At 53.5% G+C, this 20,414-nt stretch carries 16 protein-coding genes; 12 read left to right on the top strand and 4 right to left on the bottom strand.

Annotated elements, in window-relative coordinates:
- Nucleotides 1-195 (top strand): hypothetical protein (locus BDE01S_RS11540; protein WP_218015845.1); only part of this gene is annotated, 195 nt, incomplete at its 5' end.
- A gap of 43 nt (nucleotides 196-238) precedes the next feature.
- Here BDE01S_RS11540 and ftsY read toward each other — a convergent pair.
- Entirely contained in the window at nucleotides 239-1,666 is a 1,428-nt protein-coding gene (gene ftsY, locus BDE01S_RS02105) for a signal recognition particle-docking protein FtsY (RefSeq protein WP_416178185.1), read from the bottom strand.
- 491 nt (nucleotides 1,667-2,157) lie between these two features.
- Between ftsY and mutS the strand changes: the two genes are divergently transcribed.
- Complete coding sequence (gene mutS, locus BDE01S_RS02095) at nucleotides 2,158-4,761, top strand: DNA mismatch repair protein MutS (protein WP_066076689.1); 2,604 nt, start codon at nucleotides 2,158-2,160, stop codon at nucleotides 4,759-4,761.
- Between the two features lie 83 nt (nucleotides 4,762-4,844).
- Here the strand turns inward: mutS and murA are convergent, their stop codons facing one another.
- Complete coding sequence (murA, locus tag BDE01S_RS02090; RefSeq protein ID WP_066076686.1) at nucleotides 4,845-6,098, bottom strand: UDP-N-acetylglucosamine 1-carboxyvinyltransferase; 1,254 nt, start codon at nucleotides 6,096-6,098, stop codon at nucleotides 4,845-4,847.
- Nucleotides 6,099-6,253: 155 nt separating this feature from the next.
- Nucleotides 6,254-6,793, bottom strand: coding sequence for a TlpA disulfide reductase family protein (locus BDE01S_RS02085; RefSeq protein ID WP_082790395.1), 540 nt, complete (start codon nucleotides 6,791-6,793; stop codon nucleotides 6,254-6,256).
- A 203-nt stretch (nucleotides 6,794-6,996) separates the two neighbouring features.
- On the opposite strand from BDE01S_RS02085, the gene arsC reads away from it, so the two are divergent.
- The 5 genes from arsC (at nucleotide 6,997) to darG (ending at nucleotide 11,330) form a co-directional block, all read left to right on the top strand.
- Entirely contained in the window at nucleotides 6,997-7,353 is a 357-nt protein-coding gene (gene arsC / locus BDE01S_RS02080) for an arsenate reductase (glutaredoxin) (RefSeq protein WP_066076683.1), read from the top strand.
- Nucleotides 7,354-7,374: 21 nt separating this feature from the next.
- Complete coding sequence (locus tag BDE01S_RS02075) at nucleotides 7,375-8,034, top strand: YdcF family protein (RefSeq protein WP_066076679.1); 660 nt, start codon at nucleotides 7,375-7,377, stop codon at nucleotides 8,032-8,034.
- Between the two features lie 130 nt (nucleotides 8,035-8,164).
- On the top strand, nucleotides 8,165-9,562 hold the full coding sequence (hrpA, locus tag BDE01S_RS02070; RefSeq protein WP_082790394.1) for an ATP-dependent RNA helicase HrpA: 1,398 nt from the start codon (nucleotides 8,165-8,167) through the stop codon (nucleotides 9,560-9,562).
- A 68-nt stretch (nucleotides 9,563-9,630) separates the two neighbouring features.
- Nucleotides 9,631-10,272, top strand: coding sequence for a type II toxin-antitoxin system toxin DNA ADP-ribosyl transferase DarT (gene darT, locus BDE01S_RS11030; RefSeq protein WP_082790393.1), 642 nt, complete (start codon nucleotides 9,631-9,633; stop codon nucleotides 10,270-10,272).
- Between the two features lie 17 nt (nucleotides 10,273-10,289).
- Entirely contained in the window at nucleotides 10,290-11,330 is a 1,041-nt protein-coding gene (darG, locus tag BDE01S_RS02065) for a type II toxin-antitoxin system antitoxin DNA ADP-ribosyl glycohydrolase DarG (RefSeq protein WP_066076675.1), read from the top strand.
- Nucleotides 11,331-11,507: 177 nt separating this feature from the next.
- Here the strand turns inward: darG and BDE01S_RS02060 are convergent, their stop codons facing one another.
- Nucleotides 11,508-12,803 (bottom strand): ATP-binding protein, encoded by a 1,296-nt coding sequence (locus BDE01S_RS02060; RefSeq protein WP_066076672.1) that lies wholly within the window; start codon nucleotides 12,801-12,803, stop codon nucleotides 11,508-11,510.
- Nucleotides 12,804-13,049: 246 nt separating this feature from the next.
- On the opposite strand from BDE01S_RS02060, the gene BDE01S_RS02055 reads away from it, so the two are divergent.
- The 5 genes from BDE01S_RS02055 to BDE01S_RS02035 all read left to right on the top strand — a co-directional run bounded on the left by BDE01S_RS02055 (nucleotide 13,050) and on the right by BDE01S_RS02035 (nucleotide 20,343).
- Complete coding sequence (locus BDE01S_RS02055) at nucleotides 13,050-15,959, top strand: DUF3418 domain-containing protein (RefSeq protein WP_082790392.1); 2,910 nt, start codon at nucleotides 13,050-13,052, stop codon at nucleotides 15,957-15,959.
- Between the two features lie 50 nt (nucleotides 15,960-16,009).
- Nucleotides 16,010-17,281 (top strand): hypothetical protein, encoded by a 1,272-nt coding sequence (locus tag BDE01S_RS02050; RefSeq protein WP_066076701.1) that lies wholly within the window; start codon nucleotides 16,010-16,012, stop codon nucleotides 17,279-17,281.
- A gap of 307 nt (nucleotides 17,282-17,588) precedes the next feature.
- Nucleotides 17,589-17,960, top strand: coding sequence for an MGMT family protein (locus tag BDE01S_RS02045; RefSeq protein WP_082790391.1), 372 nt, complete (start codon nucleotides 17,589-17,591; stop codon nucleotides 17,958-17,960).
- A gap of 246 nt (nucleotides 17,961-18,206) precedes the next feature.
- Nucleotides 18,207-18,956, top strand: a complete 750-nt coding sequence (locus tag BDE01S_RS02040) for an IclR family transcriptional regulator (protein ID WP_218015844.1) — start codon at nucleotides 18,207-18,209, stop codon at nucleotides 18,954-18,956.
- Nucleotides 18,957-19,098: 142 nt separating this feature from the next.
- On the top strand, nucleotides 19,099-20,343 hold the full coding sequence (locus tag BDE01S_RS02035; protein ID WP_066076664.1) for a DUF1479 domain-containing protein: 1,245 nt from the start codon (nucleotides 19,099-19,101) through the stop codon (nucleotides 20,341-20,343).
- Nucleotides 20,344-20,414: the final 71 nt, after the last annotated feature.

Below are 20,414 nucleotides of genomic sequence, written 5' to 3'. Positions count from 1 at the left end.
TTGCGGCAAAGCGACGGGCAGGGATGCCCGTCCTACGGCTGCAATTTTGGACAGGCTTCTGAAACGCTCGGCTTCTGGATTCCCGCCTGTGCGGGGAAAACAAAGCGGACTTGCGAAGCTAATGACGTTGGAAAGGGTTCTGACATTTTTAGAAAGTTCACCATACAGCTGCCGCGAATAAAAAAAGCCGTCTGAAAATCCACATTTTCAGACGGCCTGATACTTTTCCTAAATCTGCCTAATCCAACAACGCATCCACAAAGGCCCGCGCACCAAACGGGCGCAAGTCGTCGATACCCTCGCCCACACCGATATAGCGCACCGGAATCGGACGGTCGGAGGCCAAGGCCGCCAGCACACCGCCTTTGGCCGTGCCGTCGAGTTTGGTCACAATCAGGCCGGTCAGCCCCAGCGCATCGTCAAACGCCCTCACCTGGTTAACCGCGTTTTGGCCGATATTGGCATCGAGTACCACGATGATTTCGTGCGGCGCGTCGGGCATGGCTTTTTGCAGCACGCGCTTCACTTTCTTGATTTCCTCCATCAAATGCAGCTGGGTCGGCAGCCGTCCGGCGGTATCCGCCAGCACCACGTCGATACCGCGCGCTTTGGCCGCCTGCACCGCATCGAAGCACACCGCCGCCGAATCGCCCGTAGATTGCGAAATCACGGTAACGCCGTTGCGCTCGCCCCATTCCTGCAACTGCTCGCGCGCCGCCGCGCGGAAGGTGTCGCCCGCCGCCAGCAACACGGATTTGCCTTGCGATTGGAAATATTTCGCCAGCTTGCCGATGGACGTGGTTTTACCCGCACCGTTAATCCCTGCCAGCATAATCACAAACGGCTCATTGGTTTGCGGCAACACCAGCGGTTGCTCCAGCGGCTTGATTAAGTCGTAAACCGCCTCTTTCAACGCGCCGCGCAATTCTTCGCCGTCTTTCAAACCTTTGAACGATACGCGGTTGCGCACGTCTTTCATCAGATACTCGGTCGCTTCCATGCCCATGTCGCTGGTAATCAAAACCGTTTCCAGCTCTTCGTACAAATCCTCGTCGATTTTGCCGCCACCGAATACACCCGCCAGCGATTTGGCCATTTTATCGCGGGATTTGCTCAAACCCTGCTTCAAACGCGCCGCCCAACCGGGCTTGGGCGCGGATTCCGGTTCCGGAGCAACTTCGGGGGCGGTAGCCGTCACAGCAGCGGGTACGGCTTCCGTGTTTGCCGTTTCCGCTTCGGTTTCAGCGGCTTCTTCAGACGGCTGCTCCGCCCCAATATCGCTGCTTTCCGCTTCTTCGCGGGTTCCCGCTTCCCTGATTTCAAACGGCTGTGCGGCAGCAGATACGGTTTCTGCCTCTTCGGCAACAACCACGGTTTCCGCCGCCGCAACTTGTTCTGCGGATTCAATCTTTTCAGACGGCTGTTCCGTTTCAGCAGTTTCTGCAACGAATGTTTCAGGCGCAACGCTTTCGGTTGCAACCGCTTCAACAACCGCTGCGGTGTCTGCTTCCTCTGCAAGCGGTGTTTCAGTTGTCAGGCTTTCTGTTTCCGTACCATCCTTTTCAGACGGCTGTTCCGTTGTTGCTGCGGTAGCGGCCTCAACCACGCTTTCTTCAACAGTTTCCGCTGCGGCCTGTTCTGCGGTGGCCTCAATAACGGCTTCCAGGCCGTCTGAAGGTTCGGACGGCTCGGCTGCAGCGTTTTCTACCGCTTCCGCCACATTTTCGATAACGGCTTCGTTATCCTGCGCAAGTGCCGTTTCTGTAGCTTGTACTTCCGTTTCGGCCTCGGCAGCCGTTTCAGACGGCTGTCCGGTCTGCTCAAGCGTTTCCACTGCTTCAACGGTTTCAACACTTGTTTCAGACGGCTGCTCCGCGCTTGCTTCTGTTTCTGCGGTTTCTACGGGCGTGGCGGCTTCCGGTGCTTGCGCCTCATCTTTTTTCTTGCGGCGGAAAAAATCAAAAAAAGCCATGCGGTTTCCTTTATTATCGGTATCGTTCGAATGCGGCTATTGTAGCGTATTTTCCGGCAAAAAAGGCCGTCTGAAATCACCTCCTTTCCGCCGCCCGCACCGCACCGGCGGGATTAAGGCCGCAAGCGGGCGCGGTTTTGCTACAATATCCGCCTTTACGATTGTTTTTCAAAAGGCCGTCTGAAATGTCCAAACCCGTTTCTCCGATGATGCAGCAGTATCTCGGCATTAAAGCCGACCATCAGGACAAGCTCCTGTTTTACCGTATGGGTGATTTTTACGAGCTGTTTTTCGATGATGCGGTGGAGGCGGCGAAGTTGTTGGACATTACGCTGACCACGCGCGGGCAGGTGGGGGGCGAGCCGGTGAAGATGGCGGGTGTGCCGTTTCACGCGGCGGAGCAGTATTTGGCGCGGCTGGTGAAGATGGGCAAAAGTGTGGCGATTTGCGAGCAGGTGGGCGAAGTCGGTGCGGGAAAAGGGCCGGTGGAGCGCAAGGTGGTGCGGATTGTGACGCCGGGTACGCTCACGGATTCGGCGTTTTTGGAAGATAAGGAAACCAACCGTATTGTGGCGGTGAATGCGGATAAAAAGCAAATCGGTTTGGCGTGGGCTTCGCTGCAAAGCGGTGAATTTAAAGCCAAAATCGTGCCGTCTGAAAAACTGGCCGATGAATTGGCGCGTTTGCAGGCGGCGGAGGTTTTGTTGGCCGACGGCAAAAACCTGCCGCAGTTTCAGACGGCCTCGGGCCATGTCACGCGCCTGAACGGGTGGCAGTTTGCCGCGGATACCGCTGAAAAGCTGCTGACGGAGTATTTCGGCTGCCAAGATTTGCGCGGCTTCGGTTTGGACAGGTCGGAACACGCGGCGGCCGTCGGTGCGGCGGGGGCGTTGTTAAACTATATCCGCCTCACGCAAAATTTAATGCCGCAGCACCTCGACGGCCTCTCGCTGGAAACGGAAAGCCAGTATGTCGGTATGGACGCGGCCACGCGCCGCAATCTGGAAATTACTCAGACTTTGAGCGGCAAAAAAGCGCCGACGCTGTTTTCCTGCCTCGACGACTGCGCTACGCATATGGGCAGCCGCCTCTTGGCTTTGTGGCTGCACCATCCGCTGCGCAACCGCAGCCATATCCGCGCCCGCCAAGAAGCTGTGGCTGCTTTGCAAAACCAGTTTGAAACGCTGCAAGGCCGTCTGAAAAACATTGCCGACATCGAGCGGATTGCGGCGCGGATTGCGGTGGGCAGCGCCCGTCCGCGCGATTTGGCGGCTTTGCGCGACAGTTTGCACGAGCTGGCGCGGATTGGGTTATCCTCAGGTGAAAGCAGCTTATTGGAAACGCTGCAACGGGTGTTTCCCGGCAATCTGCCGCTGGCGGAGAAGCTGACCGCCGCCATCATGCCCGAGCCGTCGGTGTGGCTGAAAGACGGCGGCGTGATGAACGACGGTTTCCATGCGGAGCTTGACGAACTGCGCCACATCCAAAACCACGGCGACGAGTTTCTGCTGGCGCTGGAGGCGCGCGAGCGGGAACGCACGGGCTTGTCCACCTTGAAAGTCGAGTTCAACCGCGTACACGGCTTTTACATCGAGCTTTCCAAAGTGCAGGCCGAACAGGCACCCGCCGACTACCAGCGCCGCCAAACGCTGAAAAACGCCGAGCGTTTCATCACGCCGGAATTAAAAACCTTTGAAGACAAAGTGTTGGGCGCGCAAGAACAGGCGCTGGCTTTGGAAAAGCAATTATTCGAAGCCTTGCTGAAAGAGCTTCAGACGGCCTTGCCGCAGTTGCAGCAAACCGCCAAAGCCGCGGCCGCGCTGGACGTATTGTCGGCGTTTGCCCGCCATGCCGCCGAACGCGGTTTCGTGTGTCCCGAGTTTGCCGATTATCCCGTTTTGGCCATTTCAGACGGCCGCCATCCCGTGGTCGAGCAACAGGTGCGCCACTTTACCGCCAACAGTACCGCGTTTGACCACAAACACCGCCTGATGTTGCTCACCGGCCCCAATATGGGCGGCAAATCCACCTACATGCGCCAGGTTGCGCTGATTACCCTGCTGGCGCACACCGGCAGCTTCGTTCCCGCCGCATCCGCCACCATCGGCCCCATCGACCAGATTTTCACCCGCATCGGCGCGAGCGACGATTTGGCTTCCAACCGCTCCACTTTTATGGTGGAAATGAGCGAAACCGCCTACATCCTCCACCACGCCACCGAGCAGTCGCTGGTGCTGATGGACGAAGTCGGCCGCGGCACGTCCACATTCGACGGCCTCGCGCTGGCGCAGGCCATTGCCGAACATTTATTGCAGAAAAACAAATCGTTCAGCCTGTTTGCCACCCATTATTTCGAGCTGACCCGTCTGCCCGAGGCGCACGCGGCCGCCGTGAATATGCATTTGTCGGCATTGGAGCAGGGGCAGGATATCGTGTTTCTGCACCACATCGAGCCCGGTCCCGCCAATAAAAGCTACGGCATCGCCGTCGCCAAACTCGCCGGCCTGCCCGCCCGTGCCTTGAAATCCGCGCAAAAGCATCTGGACGGTTTGGAGCGGCAGGCCGCCGCACAGCAGCCGCAAATGGATATTTTCAGCATCATGCCGTCTGAAAATGATGACGGCGCAGCCGCGCTTGACGATGCGGTTTCAGACGGCCTTGCCGGGCAGCCGCTTCAAAACGAAGTTATCCCCGGCCCGCTTTTAGCCGCGCTGAACGAAGTCAATCCCGACGATTTATCCCCGCGCGAAGCCTTGGATTGGCTGTATAAATTAAAAGGTTTGGTGTAAAAGCGTTGGCGATACAAAAAGGCCGTCTGAAAAACAGGTTTTTCAGACGGCTTTTTTTTAATATTCCCGAATCGGTATCACGCTCAACCGCGCACGCGCTCGATTTTCGCGCCGACGCCGCCGAGTTTTTTCTCGATGTACTCGTAGCCGCGATCAAGGTGGTAGATGCGCTCGACCACGGTTTCGCCGTTGGCAACCAAACCGGCCATCACCAGGCTGGCGGACGCGCGCAAATCGGTGGCCATCACAACGGCGCCGGAAAGCTGCTCCACACCCTGTACAAACGCGGTATTGCCTTCGGTAGTGATGTTCGCGCCCATTCGGTTGAGCTCGGGCACGTGCATAAAGCGGTTTTCAAAAATGGTTTCGACCACGCGGCAACTGCCTTCAGCCACGGCGTTCATCGCCATAAACTGCGCCTGCATATCGGTGGGGAAACCGGGGTGGACGACGGTGCGGATATCTACGGCTTTCGGGCGCTGCTGCATATCGATGCTGATCCAATCGTCACCCGCTTCGATAATCGCGCCCGCTTCGACCAATTTATCCAACACCACTTCCATGGTTTTCGGCGCGGCGTTACGCAGGGTGACTTTGCCGCCGGTCATGGCGACGGCGCACAGGAATGTGCCGGCTTCGATGCGGTCGGGCACGACGCTATGTTCGCAGCCGTGCAGCTCTTTCACGCCTTCAATCGTCATGGTGGACGTACCGATGCCGCTGATTTTCGCGCCCATTTTCACTAAGCATTCGGCCAAATCGACCACTTCCGGCTCGATGGCGCAGTTTTCCAGAATGGTCGTACCCTCGGCCAGTGTGGCGGCCATCAGCAGGTTTTCCGTACCGCCGACAGTCACGACATCCATCGCCACGCGCGTGCCTTTCAGACGGCCTTTGGCTTTCACATAGCCGTGTTCGATGACGATTTCCGCACCCATGGTTTCCAAGCCTTTCAGGTGCTGATCGACCGGGCGCGAGCCGATGGCGCAGCCGCCGGGCAGGCTGACTTGTGCTTCGCCGAAACGCGCCAGCGTCGGGCCGAGTACCAAAATCGATGCGCGCATGGTGCTGACCAGCTCGTAAGGGGCGCAGGTGTTGTTGACCGTACCGCCGTTGATTTCAAACTCGTGGATGTTGTCGGTCAGCACGCGCGCGCCCATGCCTTGCAGCAGCTTTTGCGTGGTTTTCACGTCGGCCAGCATGGGTACGTTTTTCAGGCGCAGCGTGCCGGAAGTGAGTAGGCCGGCACACATCAGCGGCAGGGCGGCATTTTTGGCGCCGGATACGGTGATTTCGCCGTTTAAGGGGCCGTTGGCGGAGATTTTGAGTTTGTCCACAGTGGTTGTTCCAATCAGATTGCACGCGCGGAAATTCCGGCGCAGAAAACATTTTGGGAGAATTATAAGGGATTTTTGCCCGATGATGCAGACGGCAGGCGTTTTTATCGCGAAAAAGCCGTCTGAAATTCAGACGGCTGCGGCTGCCTGTCCGCTCAGGCGCACTTGGCCTTGGCTGCGGCCACCGCTTCGGTCAGGCTTTTGGCGTTGACTTCGCCGGTAATCATCTGACGGTGACCGCATTTGGGCGCTTCCACCAGCGTAAACGGCAGCACGCCGGCCTCATTGCCGAAGGCTTTCATAAACGGGCGGCTGCTTTTGCCGGTATAACGCCAAATCGGATAGCTCACCGGCGTCTGCTTCAAAAAGCTGCCGATGTTTTCCCGCGTATCCAAAGCAATGCCGACCATATCCACGCTGCCCTTAGCCTGCTCTTTGTACCAAGCCGACATTTCCGGCATTTCCTTGCGACAGGGTTTACACCAGGTTGCCCACAAATTCACAATCCGCACCGGCGCTTTAAGGCTGCTCAAAGACTGCGGCGCATCGCTGTCCCAAGCCGCCAGCGCATCGGCCGCCGCTTCCCGAGAGGCAGGCGCAGGGGCAGACGCAGCCTGCGCGTTAGAAGCCGCCGGCTCGCCGCCGCAGGCAGCCAAAATCAGCAGAGTTATCGCAAAAGCAGCGGAGCGTTTCATAGCGTGTTCCTTAACAGAGTAAAAAGCTCAACTATTGTAACCTTTTCAGACGGCCTGTCTATTGGTTCACATCAAGCTGTTGGTTTTTTGTCGCACCCGCCGCCTGCCGCCGCCGCACCCGCCCTCCACGCTTGAGAAATTCCCCCAAGCAGCCGATAATAGTCGTTCTTATTTCATTCCCGTTTCAGGCCGAGGAGCCGCTTATGCCGTCTGAATTTATCCTGTACCACAACAACCGCTGCAGCAAATCCCGCGCGGCGCTGGCGCTGCTGCAGGCGCGCGGCATCGAAGCCGAAGTCGTACACTATCTCGACACCCCGCCCGACTTGGCCACGCTCGAAAGCATCTTCCAAAAGCTCGGTCTGGCTTCCGCCCGCGACATGATGCGTACCAAAGACGACTTATACAAAACCCTCGGCTTGGGCAACCCCGATTTGGACAACGACGCCCTGCTACGCGCCATCGCCGAACACCCCGCCCTGCTCGAACGCCCCATTCTCGTGCACGACGGAAAAGCCGCCATCGGCCGCCCCACCGAAAACCTCGAAGCCCTGCTCTAACCCGACCACACACCCGAAACCATGCCCCGACTGCGCCACAGCAAAAACGGCCTGCGCTACGCCCTTCTGCGCGGCATCGCCCTCAGCATCCTGCTGGTGGGCGCGTTTTTTGCGGCCGCCGCCTGGCAGGTCTATCACACCGGCCACACCCCCCTACCGCCCGAAAGCCGCGCCGATGCCGCCATCGTATTGGGCGCGGCCGCCTGGAACAAACGCCCCTCGCCCGTATTCCGCGAACGCATCAACCACGCCATCGCCCTCTACCAAAGCCGCCGCGTAGATAAAATCGTCTTCACCGGCGGCACACCCAAAAAAGGCTACATGACCGAAGCCGAAGTCGGCCGCCGCTACGCCATCAAACAAGGCGTACCCGCGCAACACATCCTGTTTGAAAACACCTCGCGCAACACCTACGAAAACCTGCGCAACCTCCGCCCCGTCTTGCGCGCCAACAACATCGACAACGTCATCATCGTCAGCGACCCCTACCACCTCGCCCGCGCCCGCGCCATGGCCGCCGACCTGGGCATCAATGCCCAAGTCTCCGCCACCCCCACCACCCTCTACAACCAAGACAAAGAACGCCAACGCTTCTGGCTGCAGGAAAGCTACGCCCTGTTTCTCTACCGCTTCGAACGCTGGAGCAGCAGCGTGTGGTCGTGGATTACCCGCCGCATTTAAGCCGCCGGTCAAATTTTGGCACAGGAGCAGCACCCATGAAAAAAGCCGTCTGAAAATACTGCAAACGCAGTTTTCAGACGGCCTTTTGCTATAATCACGCTTTATGTTTATCTGTTTATAAATTCTAAAAATGTCCGCGCCCGACCTGTCCCAAACCCTCTCCCGCGACCGCCATTTCCTGCGCAACGCCTTGAAAAACCCGAAACGCTTCGGCGGCATGGAAGCGGTGCAGAAAAAATACCGAAAATCCCACGAAGCCTATCTGAAACGCCAAGCCGCGCTGCCGCAGCCGCAATACAGCGGCGATTTGCCCGTGCACGAGCGTTTGGACGACATCAAAGCCGCCATCGCCGCCAACCAAGTCACCATCATCTGCGGCGAAACCGGTTCCGGCAAAACCACGCAGCTGCCGAAAATCTGTTTGGAACTCGGGCGCGGCGCGGCCGGTTTAATCGGACACACCCAGCCGCGGCGTTTGGCGGCGCGCTCCGTCGCAGAGCGGATTGCCGAAGAATTGGGCAGCGGCATCGGGCAGGCGGTGGGCTATAAAGTCCGCTTTACCGACCACACCTCGCGTGAAGCCTATGTGAAGCTGATGACCGACGGCATTTTGCTGGCGGAAACGCAAACCGACCGCTACCTCACCGCCTACGACACCATCATCATCGACGAAGCCCACGAGCGCAGCCTCAACATCGACTTCCTGCTGGGCTACCTCAAGCAGCTCTTGCCGCGCCGCCCCGACTTAAAAGTCATCATCACATCCGCCACCATCGACGCCGAGCGTTTTTCCAAACATTTCAACAACGCGCCCGTGCTGGAAGTGAGCGGGCGCACCTATCCCGTGGAAATCTTGTACCGCCCGCTCAACGAAACCGACGAAGACGAAGCCGAAACCGATCTGCCCGAAGCCATTGTTGACGCTGCCGACGAACTGGCGCGGCTGGGCGAAGGCGATATTCTGGTGTTTCTGCCGGGCGAGCGCGAAATCCGCGAATCCGCCGAAGCCCTGCGCAAATCGCCGCTGCGCCGCGATGACGAAATCCTGCCCCTGTTCGCCCGCCTCTCCGCCGCCGAGCAGCACAAAATCTTCCGCCCTGACGGCAGCAAACGCCGCATCGTACTGGCCACCAACGTTGCCGAAACCTCGCTCACCGTGCCCGGCATCAAATACGTTATCGACACCGGCCTGGCGCGGGTGAAACGCTATTCCGCCCGCGCCAAAGTCGAGCAGCTGCATGTCGAAAAAATCTCCCAAGCCGCCGCCCGCCAACGCGCCGGCCGCTGCGGCCGCGTCTCCGCCGGCGTCTGCGTGCGCCTGTATGCCGAAGACGATTTCAACCAACGCGCCCCGTTTACCGACCCCGAAATCATCCGCAGCAACCTCGCCGCCGTCATCCTGCGCATGGCCGCATTAAAGCTGGGCGACGTGGCCGCATTTCCGTTTTTGGAAGCACCGGATGCGCGTTATATCAATGACGGGTTTCAGGTGTTGTTGGAGTTGGGGGCGGTGGAGGAGGTCGTCTGAAAATGATAGACATACTAAAAATGCTTGATTAAAATTATATTCATAAACAAATATTTATTTAAAAAAGCATGATTCCAAATCCAATAAAAATTTATCATATTGTTCATCTTGATAGATTATCTTCTATTATTTCTGATAGTTGCTTGTTAAGTGATCGCCTTATCAGTCAGAGAGCGAATAGTGGCTCGATGATTGGGTTAAGTAATATTAAAGAACGGCGTTTAAATGAACTGAGTTTAGATAGCTATCCTGATTTATACGTTGGGGATTGTGTACCGTTTTATTTTTGCCCAAGGTCGGTTATGCTTTATCTAATTTATTGTAGAAATTCCGAACTGGTATACCAAGAAGGACAGGAACAGATTATTCATCTACAAGCCGATTTTAAGCAGGTAGTAGATTGGGCAAGTACCCAGCGACCTGCTGTTCGTTGGGCTTTTACAGATTCAAATGCAGGCTCATATTATTTTAATGATTTTAATGATTTAAAGGATTTAAATAAAATTAGTTGGGAGTCCGTTCAAGCAAGACAGTGGCAATCCTATAAAGAAGGCAAACAGGCAGAATTTTTATTAGAGCATCAATTTCCTTGGCATTTAATAGAGCGTATCGGTGTTTATTCAAATACTGTTTATAACAATGTTGTAAATGCCATTCAAAATACTAGGCATCGTCCCAGCGTTGAAGTCGTTAGAGACTGGTATTATTGATTGGGTAGGAGAAAATCATGATTGAATATAAAACAGGTAATATTTTTGACTGTGAAACTGAAGCTCTAGTTAATACTGTTAATTGCGTAGGTGTAATGGGACGTGGTATTGCTTTGCAGTTTAAAAATAAATATCCGGAAAATTTTAAAGCCTATTCTCAAGCCTGTAAGAATGAGTTGGTTAAGCCGGGAAAAATGTTTGTTTTTGAAGCTGAGCAGCTCGTTATGCCAAAATGGATTATCAATTTTCCAACAAAACGTCATTGGCGCGGTAAAAGCCGTATTGAAGATATTGAGTTAGGGCTGAAGGATTTAGTAAAAGTTATTCAAGAAAGAAAAATCCGCTCTATTGCAATTCCTCCATTAGGAGCAGGATTAGGAGGCTTAGAATGGAATGAAGTCCGTACTCGGATTGAAAGTGCATTGAACAATCTTAATGATGTTAATGTATTGGTATATGAACCTAATGGTGCTCCTACCAATGACCAAATGGCTTATTCCAAGCAAATTCCTAAAATGACGGCTGGGCGTGCTGCATTAATCGAACTGATGCGCCGTTATTTGGCTGGATTGCTAGATCCTTTTATTTCTTTGCTTGAAGTGCACAAACTGATGTATTTCATGCAAGAATCGGGAGAAAACTTACGCTTAAAATATGTTAAGCATCATTATGGTCCGTATGCAGAAAATTTACGGCATGTATTAAATGCAATAGAAGGCTACTTTATTTCCGGCTATGCAGATGGTGGAGATATGCCTGAAAAGCCAATTATGCTTGTTCCTGGAGCAGCGGAAGAAGCAGAAGAATTTTTAGCACTGCATACTGATAGTCATGCCCGATTTGAGCGTGTAGCAGAATTAGTGGAAGGTTTTGAAACGGCTTATGGGTTAGAACTGCTTGCAACTGTCCATTGGATTTCCAATCAAGAAGGTGTTGGAAATAAAGAAAATATAGTGAAAAGTGTTCATCAGTGGAATCAGCGTAAAAAGTCTTTTACAACTCGACAAATTGAGATTGCCTATGACCGTTTGCAAAATTTAGGATGGATAACTGGTTAAAAAATAATGGGGCTATTCTCGTTGTCTAGGAGAACCCCTAAAAGTATTTACAGTAACATCCAGTGCATAGTTTCTGCCATCTATAAAAATGTAAAGGTTTTCCGAAATGCCTGTCTGAAAAACACCGATGCCGTCTGAAAATTTAAAGCTTTCAGACGGCATCAATCTTATTATCTGTCACATCACCCCACCCAAACACCCATACAACGGCACATTCACCACCCAATCCTGCTCCCGATAATCCGCCATAGAAAAGCGCACCGCCCGTTCTGGCTGAAACTGTTCCACATACACTTTCAAGCTTTTGGCTTTCAAATTCTCTTCCGCTTTCACTTCAATCGGGATAACCGACTGCCTGCGTTGCAACACAAAATCCACTTCTGCCGTGCCGCGTTCGGCTGCCCAGTAGAACACGGGGTTTTCCTGAGTGGCAATCAATTGTTGCAACACATATTGTTCGGTGAGTGCGCCTTTAAATTCGGTAAAAATGCGGCTGCCTTCCAGCAAAACGCTCGCGTCCAAATGGCTTTGCGCGGCAAGCAGGCCGACATCCAAGCCGTATAGTTTGAACGCGTTGTCCTGATACGCCGAAAGCGGCAGATGCGGTTTTTTAATGCGCGGCACGCAATGCACCAAACCGCTGTCTTTCAGCCATTGCAGGGCAGTTTCATAATCCTTGCTGCGCGCGCCTTTTTGCAGGTTGGAATAGATAAATTTTTTGTTTTCTTTGGCAAGCTGTTCGGGAACGGACGACCAAACCGCACGCACTTTTTGCACGGTTTGCCCGTCTTTGATGTGCTTGGAAAAATCCTGCTCATAGGCGAGCAGCAAATTGCGCTGCACTTGGCGCACCGCGTAGAAATTCTGCGTGTCGATAAACGTCTGCACCGCTTCGGGCATCCCGCCGACAAAATAATAATGGCGCAGCAAATCGATATAGGTGGTTTTCATGGCTGCAATCAACGGCCAATCCTGCATTTTCAGCAGTTGCACCAAATCCTGTTTGCCCAATGCTGTGAGAAATTCGTGAAAATCCATCGGATAGAGCGGCAGAAAATCCACTTTGCCCACCGGAAACGAAACCTGATGATGCAGCGACACGCCCAGCAGCGAACCCGCCGCCACAATATAAAACTGCGGTGCGTTTTCATAAAAATACTTCAGAGACGACAAGGCTTGCGGCACTTCTTGAATTTCGTCAAAAATCAACAATGTATCTTCCGCCTGAATATCCACGCCGCTTTCGATTTTTAAACCGAGTATCAGGCGGCTGATGTCGTAATCGCCTGCAAACAGCGTTTTCATGCGCGGATTGTTGTCAAAATTGATATAGGCAACTTTGGCAAAATGCTGTTCGCCAAAGTGTTTCATCGCCCAAGTTTTACCGACCTGTCTTGCGCCCTGAACGATCAAAGGTTTACGCTTGGGCTGGTTTTTCCATTTCCCTAAGGACTGGATAATCGTTCTCTGCATAGGAAAATTCTCACAAAAATTCAATGATGATTTAAGTAGAATTATACATTTTTTCAAATGAAAAATATTATAATTAAACATTTTTTCAAATGAAACTACCTTTACCTATTTTCAGGCGGTCGTATGCGATAAAATAGCCAAGATGCAAAACCCAAAACATGCCGTCTGAAAAGTAGGTCGAGCCTTTATTCCCGACAAAAACCGAAAATGAAAAAATCTCAGGCAATCATACCTGACCTATCGAATATGCAAAATACCGAAACCCACACCAAAAGCCTGTCTGAACCCCGCTCCCGCTACCGATTAACTCCGCTCGGCGAGCAAATGTCGCGGCTGCCGATCGACCCCAAAGTCGCGCGGATATTGATTGCCGCAAAAAAGCACGACTGCATGGCGGAAATTCTCGTTATCGTGTCCGCGCTGTCCATCCAAGATCCGCGCGAGCGGCCGTTGGAGGCGCGGGAGGCGGCGAACAAGGCGCATGAGCGTTTTCATGACAAGCAGTCCGACTTTCTCGCCTATCTCAATATTTGGGACAGCTTCCAGCGCGAGCGCGATAAGGGTTTGTCGAACAAGCAGCTGCTGCAGTGGTGCCACCAATATTTTTTGTCGCACCTCAGAATGCGCGAGTGGCGCGAGCTGCACCGCCAGCTGGCGGAAATCGCCGTTGAAATGGGTTTGGTCAGCAAAGAGAATGCGTTCAGAGTGCGAAGCCTACCGTCTTCGGTACGGCCTCAAAACGCGCCGCAGCTCATGCCGCGCCGCGAGCGGCAGGCTACGCACTCTGAAAACGCGGGCGATCAAGATTTGTCTGCCAAACTCAAGCAAAAACAATTGGATAAAAAGCACCACCGCGCCGGCATCCGCGCCGCCAAGGAAGCGGGCTACGAACAAATCCACCGCGCGCTGCTCACCGGCCTGATTGCCAACGTGGGCATGAAATCGCCCGACGGCAACGACTACACCGGCGCGCGCGGCAGCCGTTTCCACCTGTTTCCCGCCTCCGCGCTCTTCAAAGCCAAGCCCAAATGGGTGATGGCGGCGGAATTAACCGAAACCTCCAAGCTTTACGCGCGCGATGTGGCCGAAATCAAGCCTGAATGGATCGAGCAGGAAGCCCCGCATTTGGTGCGTTACCATTATTTCGAGCCGCATTGGGAGCAGAAGCGCGGCGAAGTGGTGGCCGCCGAACGCGTGACGCTCTACGGCCTCACCGTGTTGCCGCGCCGCCCGGTCGCCTACGGCAAAGTCGCCCCCGAAGAAGCGCGCGAGTTGTTTATACGCGGCGCACTGGTGGCGCAGGAAGCCGACATTCAGACGGCCTTTTTCGTGCACAATAAAAAACTGATTAAAGAAATCAGCGATTTGGAACACAAATCCCGCCGCCAAGACGTATTAGTGGACGATGAGATTTTGTTTGAGTTTTACAACCAACGCTTGCCGCACAGCGTGGTGAAAACCGCCGACGGCTGGCAAGACGGTAGGCCGGGCATCAACCTACCGCTTGATACGCCTGAAGACAATGGCGGCTTAACCCCCGCCGCTCCCGCCTCCCACGGGGGCGGGCAACAACCGGTAGATCGGGCATTTATGCCCGACACAAACCGTGCGGTCGCGCAAACTCCGTCGGGCATCAATGCCCGACCTACGCCGTCTGAAAAACCCCTCCCGCTCGCCGACATCCGCACCTTCCAAGCCTGGCTCAAAACCGCCGAGCGCGACAACCCGCGCCTGCTGTTTTTAAGCAAAGAAGACCTTATGCAGCACGCCGCGGCGCACATTACCGAAGAGCAGTTCCCCAAATTCTGGCACACCGCCGACGGCAAATTCACACTCGGCTACCGCTTCGAGCCGCACCATCCGCTCGACGGCGTAACCCTCACCCTGCCGCTCACCTCGCTAAACCGCATCGCCGCCGCCGAACTCGAATGGCTGGTGCCCGGCATGTTGCGCGAAAAAATCCAGCTTTTAATCAAAGCCTTGCCTAAACAAATCCGCCGCATCTGCGTGCCCGTGCCCGAGTTCACCACCAAATTCTTAGAAAGCCGGCCCAAACACAGCGAAGCCGTCATCCCCCAGCTCGCCCGCTTCATCGCCAAAACCGCCGGCGACATGCGCGTGTTGGAACAAATCAACCTCGACGACTGGGCGGCGTTCAAACTGCCCGAACACTGCTATTTCAACATCCGCGTCATCGACGACGGCGGCCAAGAATTAGCCTGCGGCCGCGTGCTGCACGAATTGCAGCAACAGCTCGGCCAAGCCGCCGCCGTAACCTTCCGCGACAACACCCAAGAATTCGAGCGCGACAACGTCACCTCGTGGGACATTGGCACGCTGCCCGAATCCATCAAATTCGCCCGCGGCAAACAGCAGCTCACCGGCTACCTCGGCCTGCAAAAAGAAAAAAACGGCCACATCGCCCTGCGCCTGTTCGACACCCCCGAAGCCGCCCGCCAAGCCCACCGCCAAGGCATCATCGAATTAATGAAACTACAACTAAAAGAACATGTTAAAGACCTCAACAAAGGCCTGCAAGGCTTTACCCAAGCCGCCATGCTGCTCAAACACATCCCCGCCGACACCCTGCGCGAAGACCTCACCCAAGCCGTATGCGACCGCGCCTTTATCGGCGACGATGAGCTGCCCCGCAGCGAAAAAGCCTTTAAAGAACAAATCAAACGCGCCCGCAGCCGCCTGCCCGCCGTTAAAGAAGCCGTGAGCCGCTACCTGCAAGACACCGCCACCGCCTACGCCGAACTCAACGGCAAACTCGGCCGCCACCCGCTCACCCATTTACTGCGTGCGCGGCTGGAAAAATTACTGTATGCCGGTTTCGCCAGCCAAACCCCCTGGCCCCAATGGCCGCGCCTGCCCGTCTACCTCAAAGCCATGACCCTGCGTATGGAAAAATACAGCAGCAACCCCGCCCGCGACCAAGCGCGGGAAGCCGATATTCAGGAATTGGAACAAATGTGGAGGGAGAAAACGGATAGCTTAGTCAAACAAGGCCTGCCCGTTTCAGACGGCCTTGCCGGGTTTAGATGGCAGATTGAGGAATTAAGAGTGTCGCTGTTTGCGCAGGAGTTGAAAACGCCTTATCCAGTGTCGGTGAAGCGGTTGGGGAAGGAGTGGGAATTAAGGATAATACAGTGAATTTATGTAAATTATTTAGTTTTCTTCAAAATCAAAATAGGAGCAACAAAGTGAGTAATACAAAAGTTTCTGACGTATATGGCATTAACAGGGATTTACCTTTAAATTATGTTCCACGGAGCTATGCAGACACTATATTACGAGAAAGTCTTGATCGTTCCCAACATCTTGTAATCTATGGTAGTTCTAAGCAGGGGAAGACTTCTTTACGTAAGCATAATTTAAAGCATGATGAATATATAGTTATTCATTGTTCAAACAAGTGGACCATCCAAAACATTCATGAAGCAATTTTAAAATCTGCCGGATTCGAGCTAACAATTTCATCAAGTCAAACAACAACAGGAAAGCAAAAAATATCTGCATCAATAGGAACGGCAGCTATACTTCCATTTAATCTATCATCAAATGCAGAATCAGAAAGCACTAATCAAAATTCCATCACTCTAGAACCGTTAGACTTAGATCCTTTTGATGTAAATGATATTATTGATGCTTTAAACAGAATTAAGTTTAATAAAATTATTATCTTAGAAGATTTTCACTACCTACCAACAGAAACTCAAAAAGATTTTTCATTTGCACTTAAAGCGTTTCATGAAAACTCTAAATTTAAATTTATAATTATTGGAGTATGGCTTGAAGAAAATCGTCTTAGTGTATATAACGGGGATTTAGATGGTAGGCTTATCGCTTTAAATGCGGATAAGTGGGATAAACAAGATCTAACCTCAGTAATTGAAAGAGGAGAAGAGTTATTAAACATAGAATTTTCAGAAAACTTTAAGAGCAACTTAGTGGAAAATTGCTTTGATAGCGTTTTTCTAATTCAAGAGGCATGTTTAGCTGCCTGCAAGCAATGTAATATCGAAGAAAAGCAAATAACAAAAACTTTAATTGCGGAAAATATTGATGCAAAAAATTTAATCTCTAATATAGTTAAGTCCCAAAGTGGTAGATTTAATTCTTTTCTCACTCAATTCGCAAATGGTTTCCAAGCAACAACCTTAGAAATGTATAAATGGTTGCTTTATCCAATTTTAACGAAGGAAATAACAGAATTAGAGAAAGGAATTAGATTGTTAGATATAACTAGATTGTTAAAAAGTAAATACCCTAAAAAAGATGAATTAAATACTGGCAACATTACTCAGGCTCTACAATCTGTTACATCCTTACAAATCAATAAAAATGTTAGACCTATTATTTTAGATTATGACCAAACAAACCTAGTTTTAAGCATTGTGGATAAAAGCTTTTTGATATGGCTCGCAACCCAGAATAGAGATGACTTAATTTTACTTGTAGGTCTTGATGAATGAACAAATCATAGCAAGCGTAGCAAGCCGTAGCCTGCACAAAACACCAAATCCCTGTGTAGGGTGCATGCCCTCAGCATGCACGCGTTGGCTGGATTCTGGCTCTATGCCGTCTGAAATATTTTGACACTCGTTGTTTTCAGACGGCATAACCGGATGTTTTGCCTGCTTTATGTATTTAAACCGTTTATCCATCATATTCCTCTGTTCCATCAAGCAACGCGTGCATGCGGGGGCATGCACCCTACCTTTGGTCTTTCGGTGTATTATGTTCAGATGATTTTCCGTTACCTCAATAAGTCCGTCTGAAATGCCCAACCCCAATTTCCCCCTGCCACCCGATTTCTTTGGCTTCCCCGCACCCGCCCGCCAATCCGCCCGCCCAAAAAACGAGCATTTGGCATTTGAAATTTTAGCAGTAGTGGAAGAAATTCCCGCTGGGAGGGTGGCGACTTACGGGCAGATTGCGCGCTTGATCGGGCGGGAGAAAAACGCGCGTTTGGTCGGTAGCGTGTTGGCAAATGCGGAATATTACGGCCGCTATCCCTGTCATCGCGTAGTCAACGCGGCGGGGCGGTTGGTGCCGGGTTGGGATGAGCAGGCGGATTTACTGCGGGCGGAAGGGGTGGAATTGAAAGATGAAAACCATGTGTGTCTAAAGCGTTACAGGTGGACGTACTGATGGCTGATAGTCGGGTATTTCTTTGAAAGATAGTCGTCCCGCTGGGCTGATACTGCGTTACTGCGATTTGTACCCCTGCTGCTTGCCGCCTTGTCCCAATATAAAGAAACCACTATAGATAACAATTATGCAATCACCCGCGTCGTTTATCCGTCTCTGCCTGCTTGCTTGTAAGGCCGTCTGAAAATGCGTTTTTCAGACGGCCTTTTGCTATACTTTCAGCCTGTGGGCAAAACGGGGAAACTGATGGTTAATGAAACGCGCAAAATCCAATCGGTCGAGCGGGCGATGTATTTGCTGGAGCAGATTGCTTTGGCGGGCGGACAGGCGCGCTTGGGGTGGTTGGCGGAGCAGACGGGGCTGAATAAGGCGACGCTGCACGGCCTGTTGAACACTTTAGCGGCACTCGGCTATATCAGCCGAGAGGGTGCGGCTTATACGCTCGGGCTGCGTCTGCGTGATTTGACGCTGCCGCTTTCCGATGCCGACGAGCGTTTACGCAGCCGCTTCCGCCCGCTGATGGCGCAACTGCATGCTTTGAGCGGGGAAAATGTTTACCTGGCCGCGCCCTGCGGCACGCGGGAATACCGCTATTTGGAGGTATTGGGCGACGACAGCCGGCACAACAGCCCCAGCCCGCGCGGCCGCCGCGAGGGTTTGACTACTTCTGCGATGGGCAAGGTCTTTTTGGCGGAAATTGAGGAAATGGCACGCAGCCTGCGCCGCGCGGGCAAATTGTCCGCTGCATTGGGCGCCGAGTTGGCCGAGATTAGGCGGCAGGGTTATGCGCTGGACTTGGGCGAGGCGGAGGAAGGATGGTTTGCTTTCGCTGTCGCGCTGCGCGACAACGGGCGCACTGTTGCCGGCATTTCGGTAGCCGGGCGCGCCGATGCCCTGCCCCATGCGCGTTTGGTTGCGCTGGCCGAAGCCAGCCTGCGCTTGATTTGGGCGGCAGAATCGGAAACGGCGGGCGCGGATGCCCATCAGGCCGTCTGAAAAATGCCGCGCCGCCGGTTTGACAATATCAAACTTCACCGGTTTTATTGCCGCCCCCGCTTGCGCCGCCAAGCGGTTTTTTTATAATCGGCCATAGGAAGCGGCCGATAATCGCAGCCGCCCGCACATAAGGAGAAACAAAATGGCACACATGGATATGCCCGCCGACATCGGCGCCACCATTACCGCAGTCAAACGGCAGCTAAAAGCCGCGCTGCCCGAATATGCCCGCGTCTTTCAGGAAGTGGCAGCAGACATCCGCCGTCAGGCCGATGAAATCCGCGCGGAAGCGGCATCGGGCATCCACCCCGTACCGCAGCTGCACGCCGACGAAATTGTGAACGGTACGATTTCCAACGAGCAAATCGCCCGCATCCGCCGCCGCGGCTGCGTGGTCGTTCACGGCGTCTTCGAGCGTGAACGCGCCGAGCAGTGGAACCGCGATATCGGCGCTTATTTGGATAACAATCATTTTGAAGAGGCTTTGAAACACGCCGCCGAAGACAATTATTTCGGCACATTGGCGCAGGGCAAGCCGCAGATTTACGGTATTTACTGGAGCAAACCGCAGGTAGAGGCACGCCAAGACGAGCGTATGAAAAAAGTGCAATGCTTCCTGAACGGCCTGTGGCAGACCGAATCCGACGGCAAGCAGCATTTCGATCCCGACCACATCATTTCCTATGCCGACCGCGTGCGCCGCCGCCCGCCCAAATCCAAACCCTTAGGCCTGTCGCCCCATGTGGACAGCGGCACCATCGAGCGCTGGCTGGATGAAAATTTCCGCTACGTTTACCGCCATGTGTTCAGCGGCAACTGGCGCGACTACAACCCGTTTGACGGCGACGGCCGCACGGAAGTACGCGAAATCGCATCGCCCGCCAACGCTTCCGTATTCCGCACATTCCAAGGTTGGACCTCACTGTCGCCGCAGCGCCAAAACGGCGGCACGCTCAAACTGGTACCGATTGCCAACGCTATGGCCTACATCCTGCTGCGCGCCCTGCAGGACGACGTAGCCGACGATGATTTGTGCGGCGCGCAGCCGATGCGGACTTTGGGCATTTTCCCCGAATACCACCAAGTGCTGCTGGATGCCGAATGCTCCATCCCCGATATGGAAGCAGGCGATTGCGTTTTCTGGCATTGCGATGTCGTGCACTCGGTCGAGGCCGAACACAACAGCCCCTATGACAGCAATGTCATGTATATCGGCGCCGCCCCGCGCTGCCCGAAAAACGAAGCCTACCTGGCCGGACAATGGGCCGCCTTTGTCGAAGGCAAATCACCGCCCGATTATGCACCGGACCATTTTGAAGTCCGCTTCACCGGCCGAGCAACGGAAAGCGATTTAACCGAATTGGGCAAAGCTCAACTGACACCTTGACTGATGCTGTGGTGAAATAGTGGAAAAGCCGTCTGAAAATTTCAGACGGCTTTTTCGTCGGCAGAAGCCTG

The sequence above is a fragment of the Bergeriella denitrificans NBRC 102155 genome (assembly GCF_001592185.1).
GTDB lineage: Bacteria > Pseudomonadota > Gammaproteobacteria > Burkholderiales > Neisseriaceae > Neisseria > Neisseria denitrificans.
The sequence above is the reverse complement of the archived record's forward strand: the minus strand, read 5'-3'. Positions and strand labels throughout refer to the sequence as shown.

Coding starts and splice junctions, on each gene's coding strand:
- mutS (WP_066076689.1), top strand. CDS start 2,158: ATGTCCAAACCCGTTTCTCCGATGATGCAGCAGTATCTCGGCATTAAA.
- BDE01S_RS02085 (WP_082790395.1), bottom strand. CDS start 6,793: ATGAAACGCTCCGCTGCTTTTGCGATAACTCTGCTGATTTTGGCTGCC.
- arsC (WP_066076683.1), top strand. CDS start 6,997: ATGCCGTCTGAATTTATCCTGTACCACAACAACCGCTGCAGCAAATCC.
- BDE01S_RS02075 (WP_066076679.1), top strand. CDS start 7,375: ATGCCCCGACTGCGCCACAGCAAAAACGGCCTGCGCTACGCCCTTCTG.
- hrpA (WP_082790394.1), top strand. CDS start 8,165: ATGTCCGCGCCCGACCTGTCCCAAACCCTCTCCCGCGACCGCCATTTC.
- darT (WP_082790393.1), top strand. CDS start 9,631: ATGATTCCAAATCCAATAAAAATTTATCATATTGTTCATCTTGATAGA.
- darG (WP_066076675.1), top strand. CDS start 10,290: ATGATTGAATATAAAACAGGTAATATTTTTGACTGTGAAACTGAAGCT.
- BDE01S_RS02060 (WP_066076672.1), bottom strand. CDS start 12,803: ATGCAGAGAACGATTATCCAGTCCTTAGGGAAATGGAAAAACCAGCCC.
- BDE01S_RS02055 (WP_082790392.1), top strand. CDS start 13,050: ATGCAAAATACCGAAACCCACACCAAAAGCCTGTCTGAACCCCGCTCC.
- BDE01S_RS02045 (WP_082790391.1), top strand. CDS start 17,589: ATGCCCAACCCCAATTTCCCCCTGCCACCCGATTTCTTTGGCTTCCCC.
- BDE01S_RS02040 (WP_218015844.1), top strand. CDS start 18,207: ATGGTTAATGAAACGCGCAAAATCCAATCGGTCGAGCGGGCGATGTAT.
- BDE01S_RS02035 (WP_066076664.1), top strand. CDS start 19,099: ATGGCACACATGGATATGCCCGCCGACATCGGCGCCACCATTACCGCA.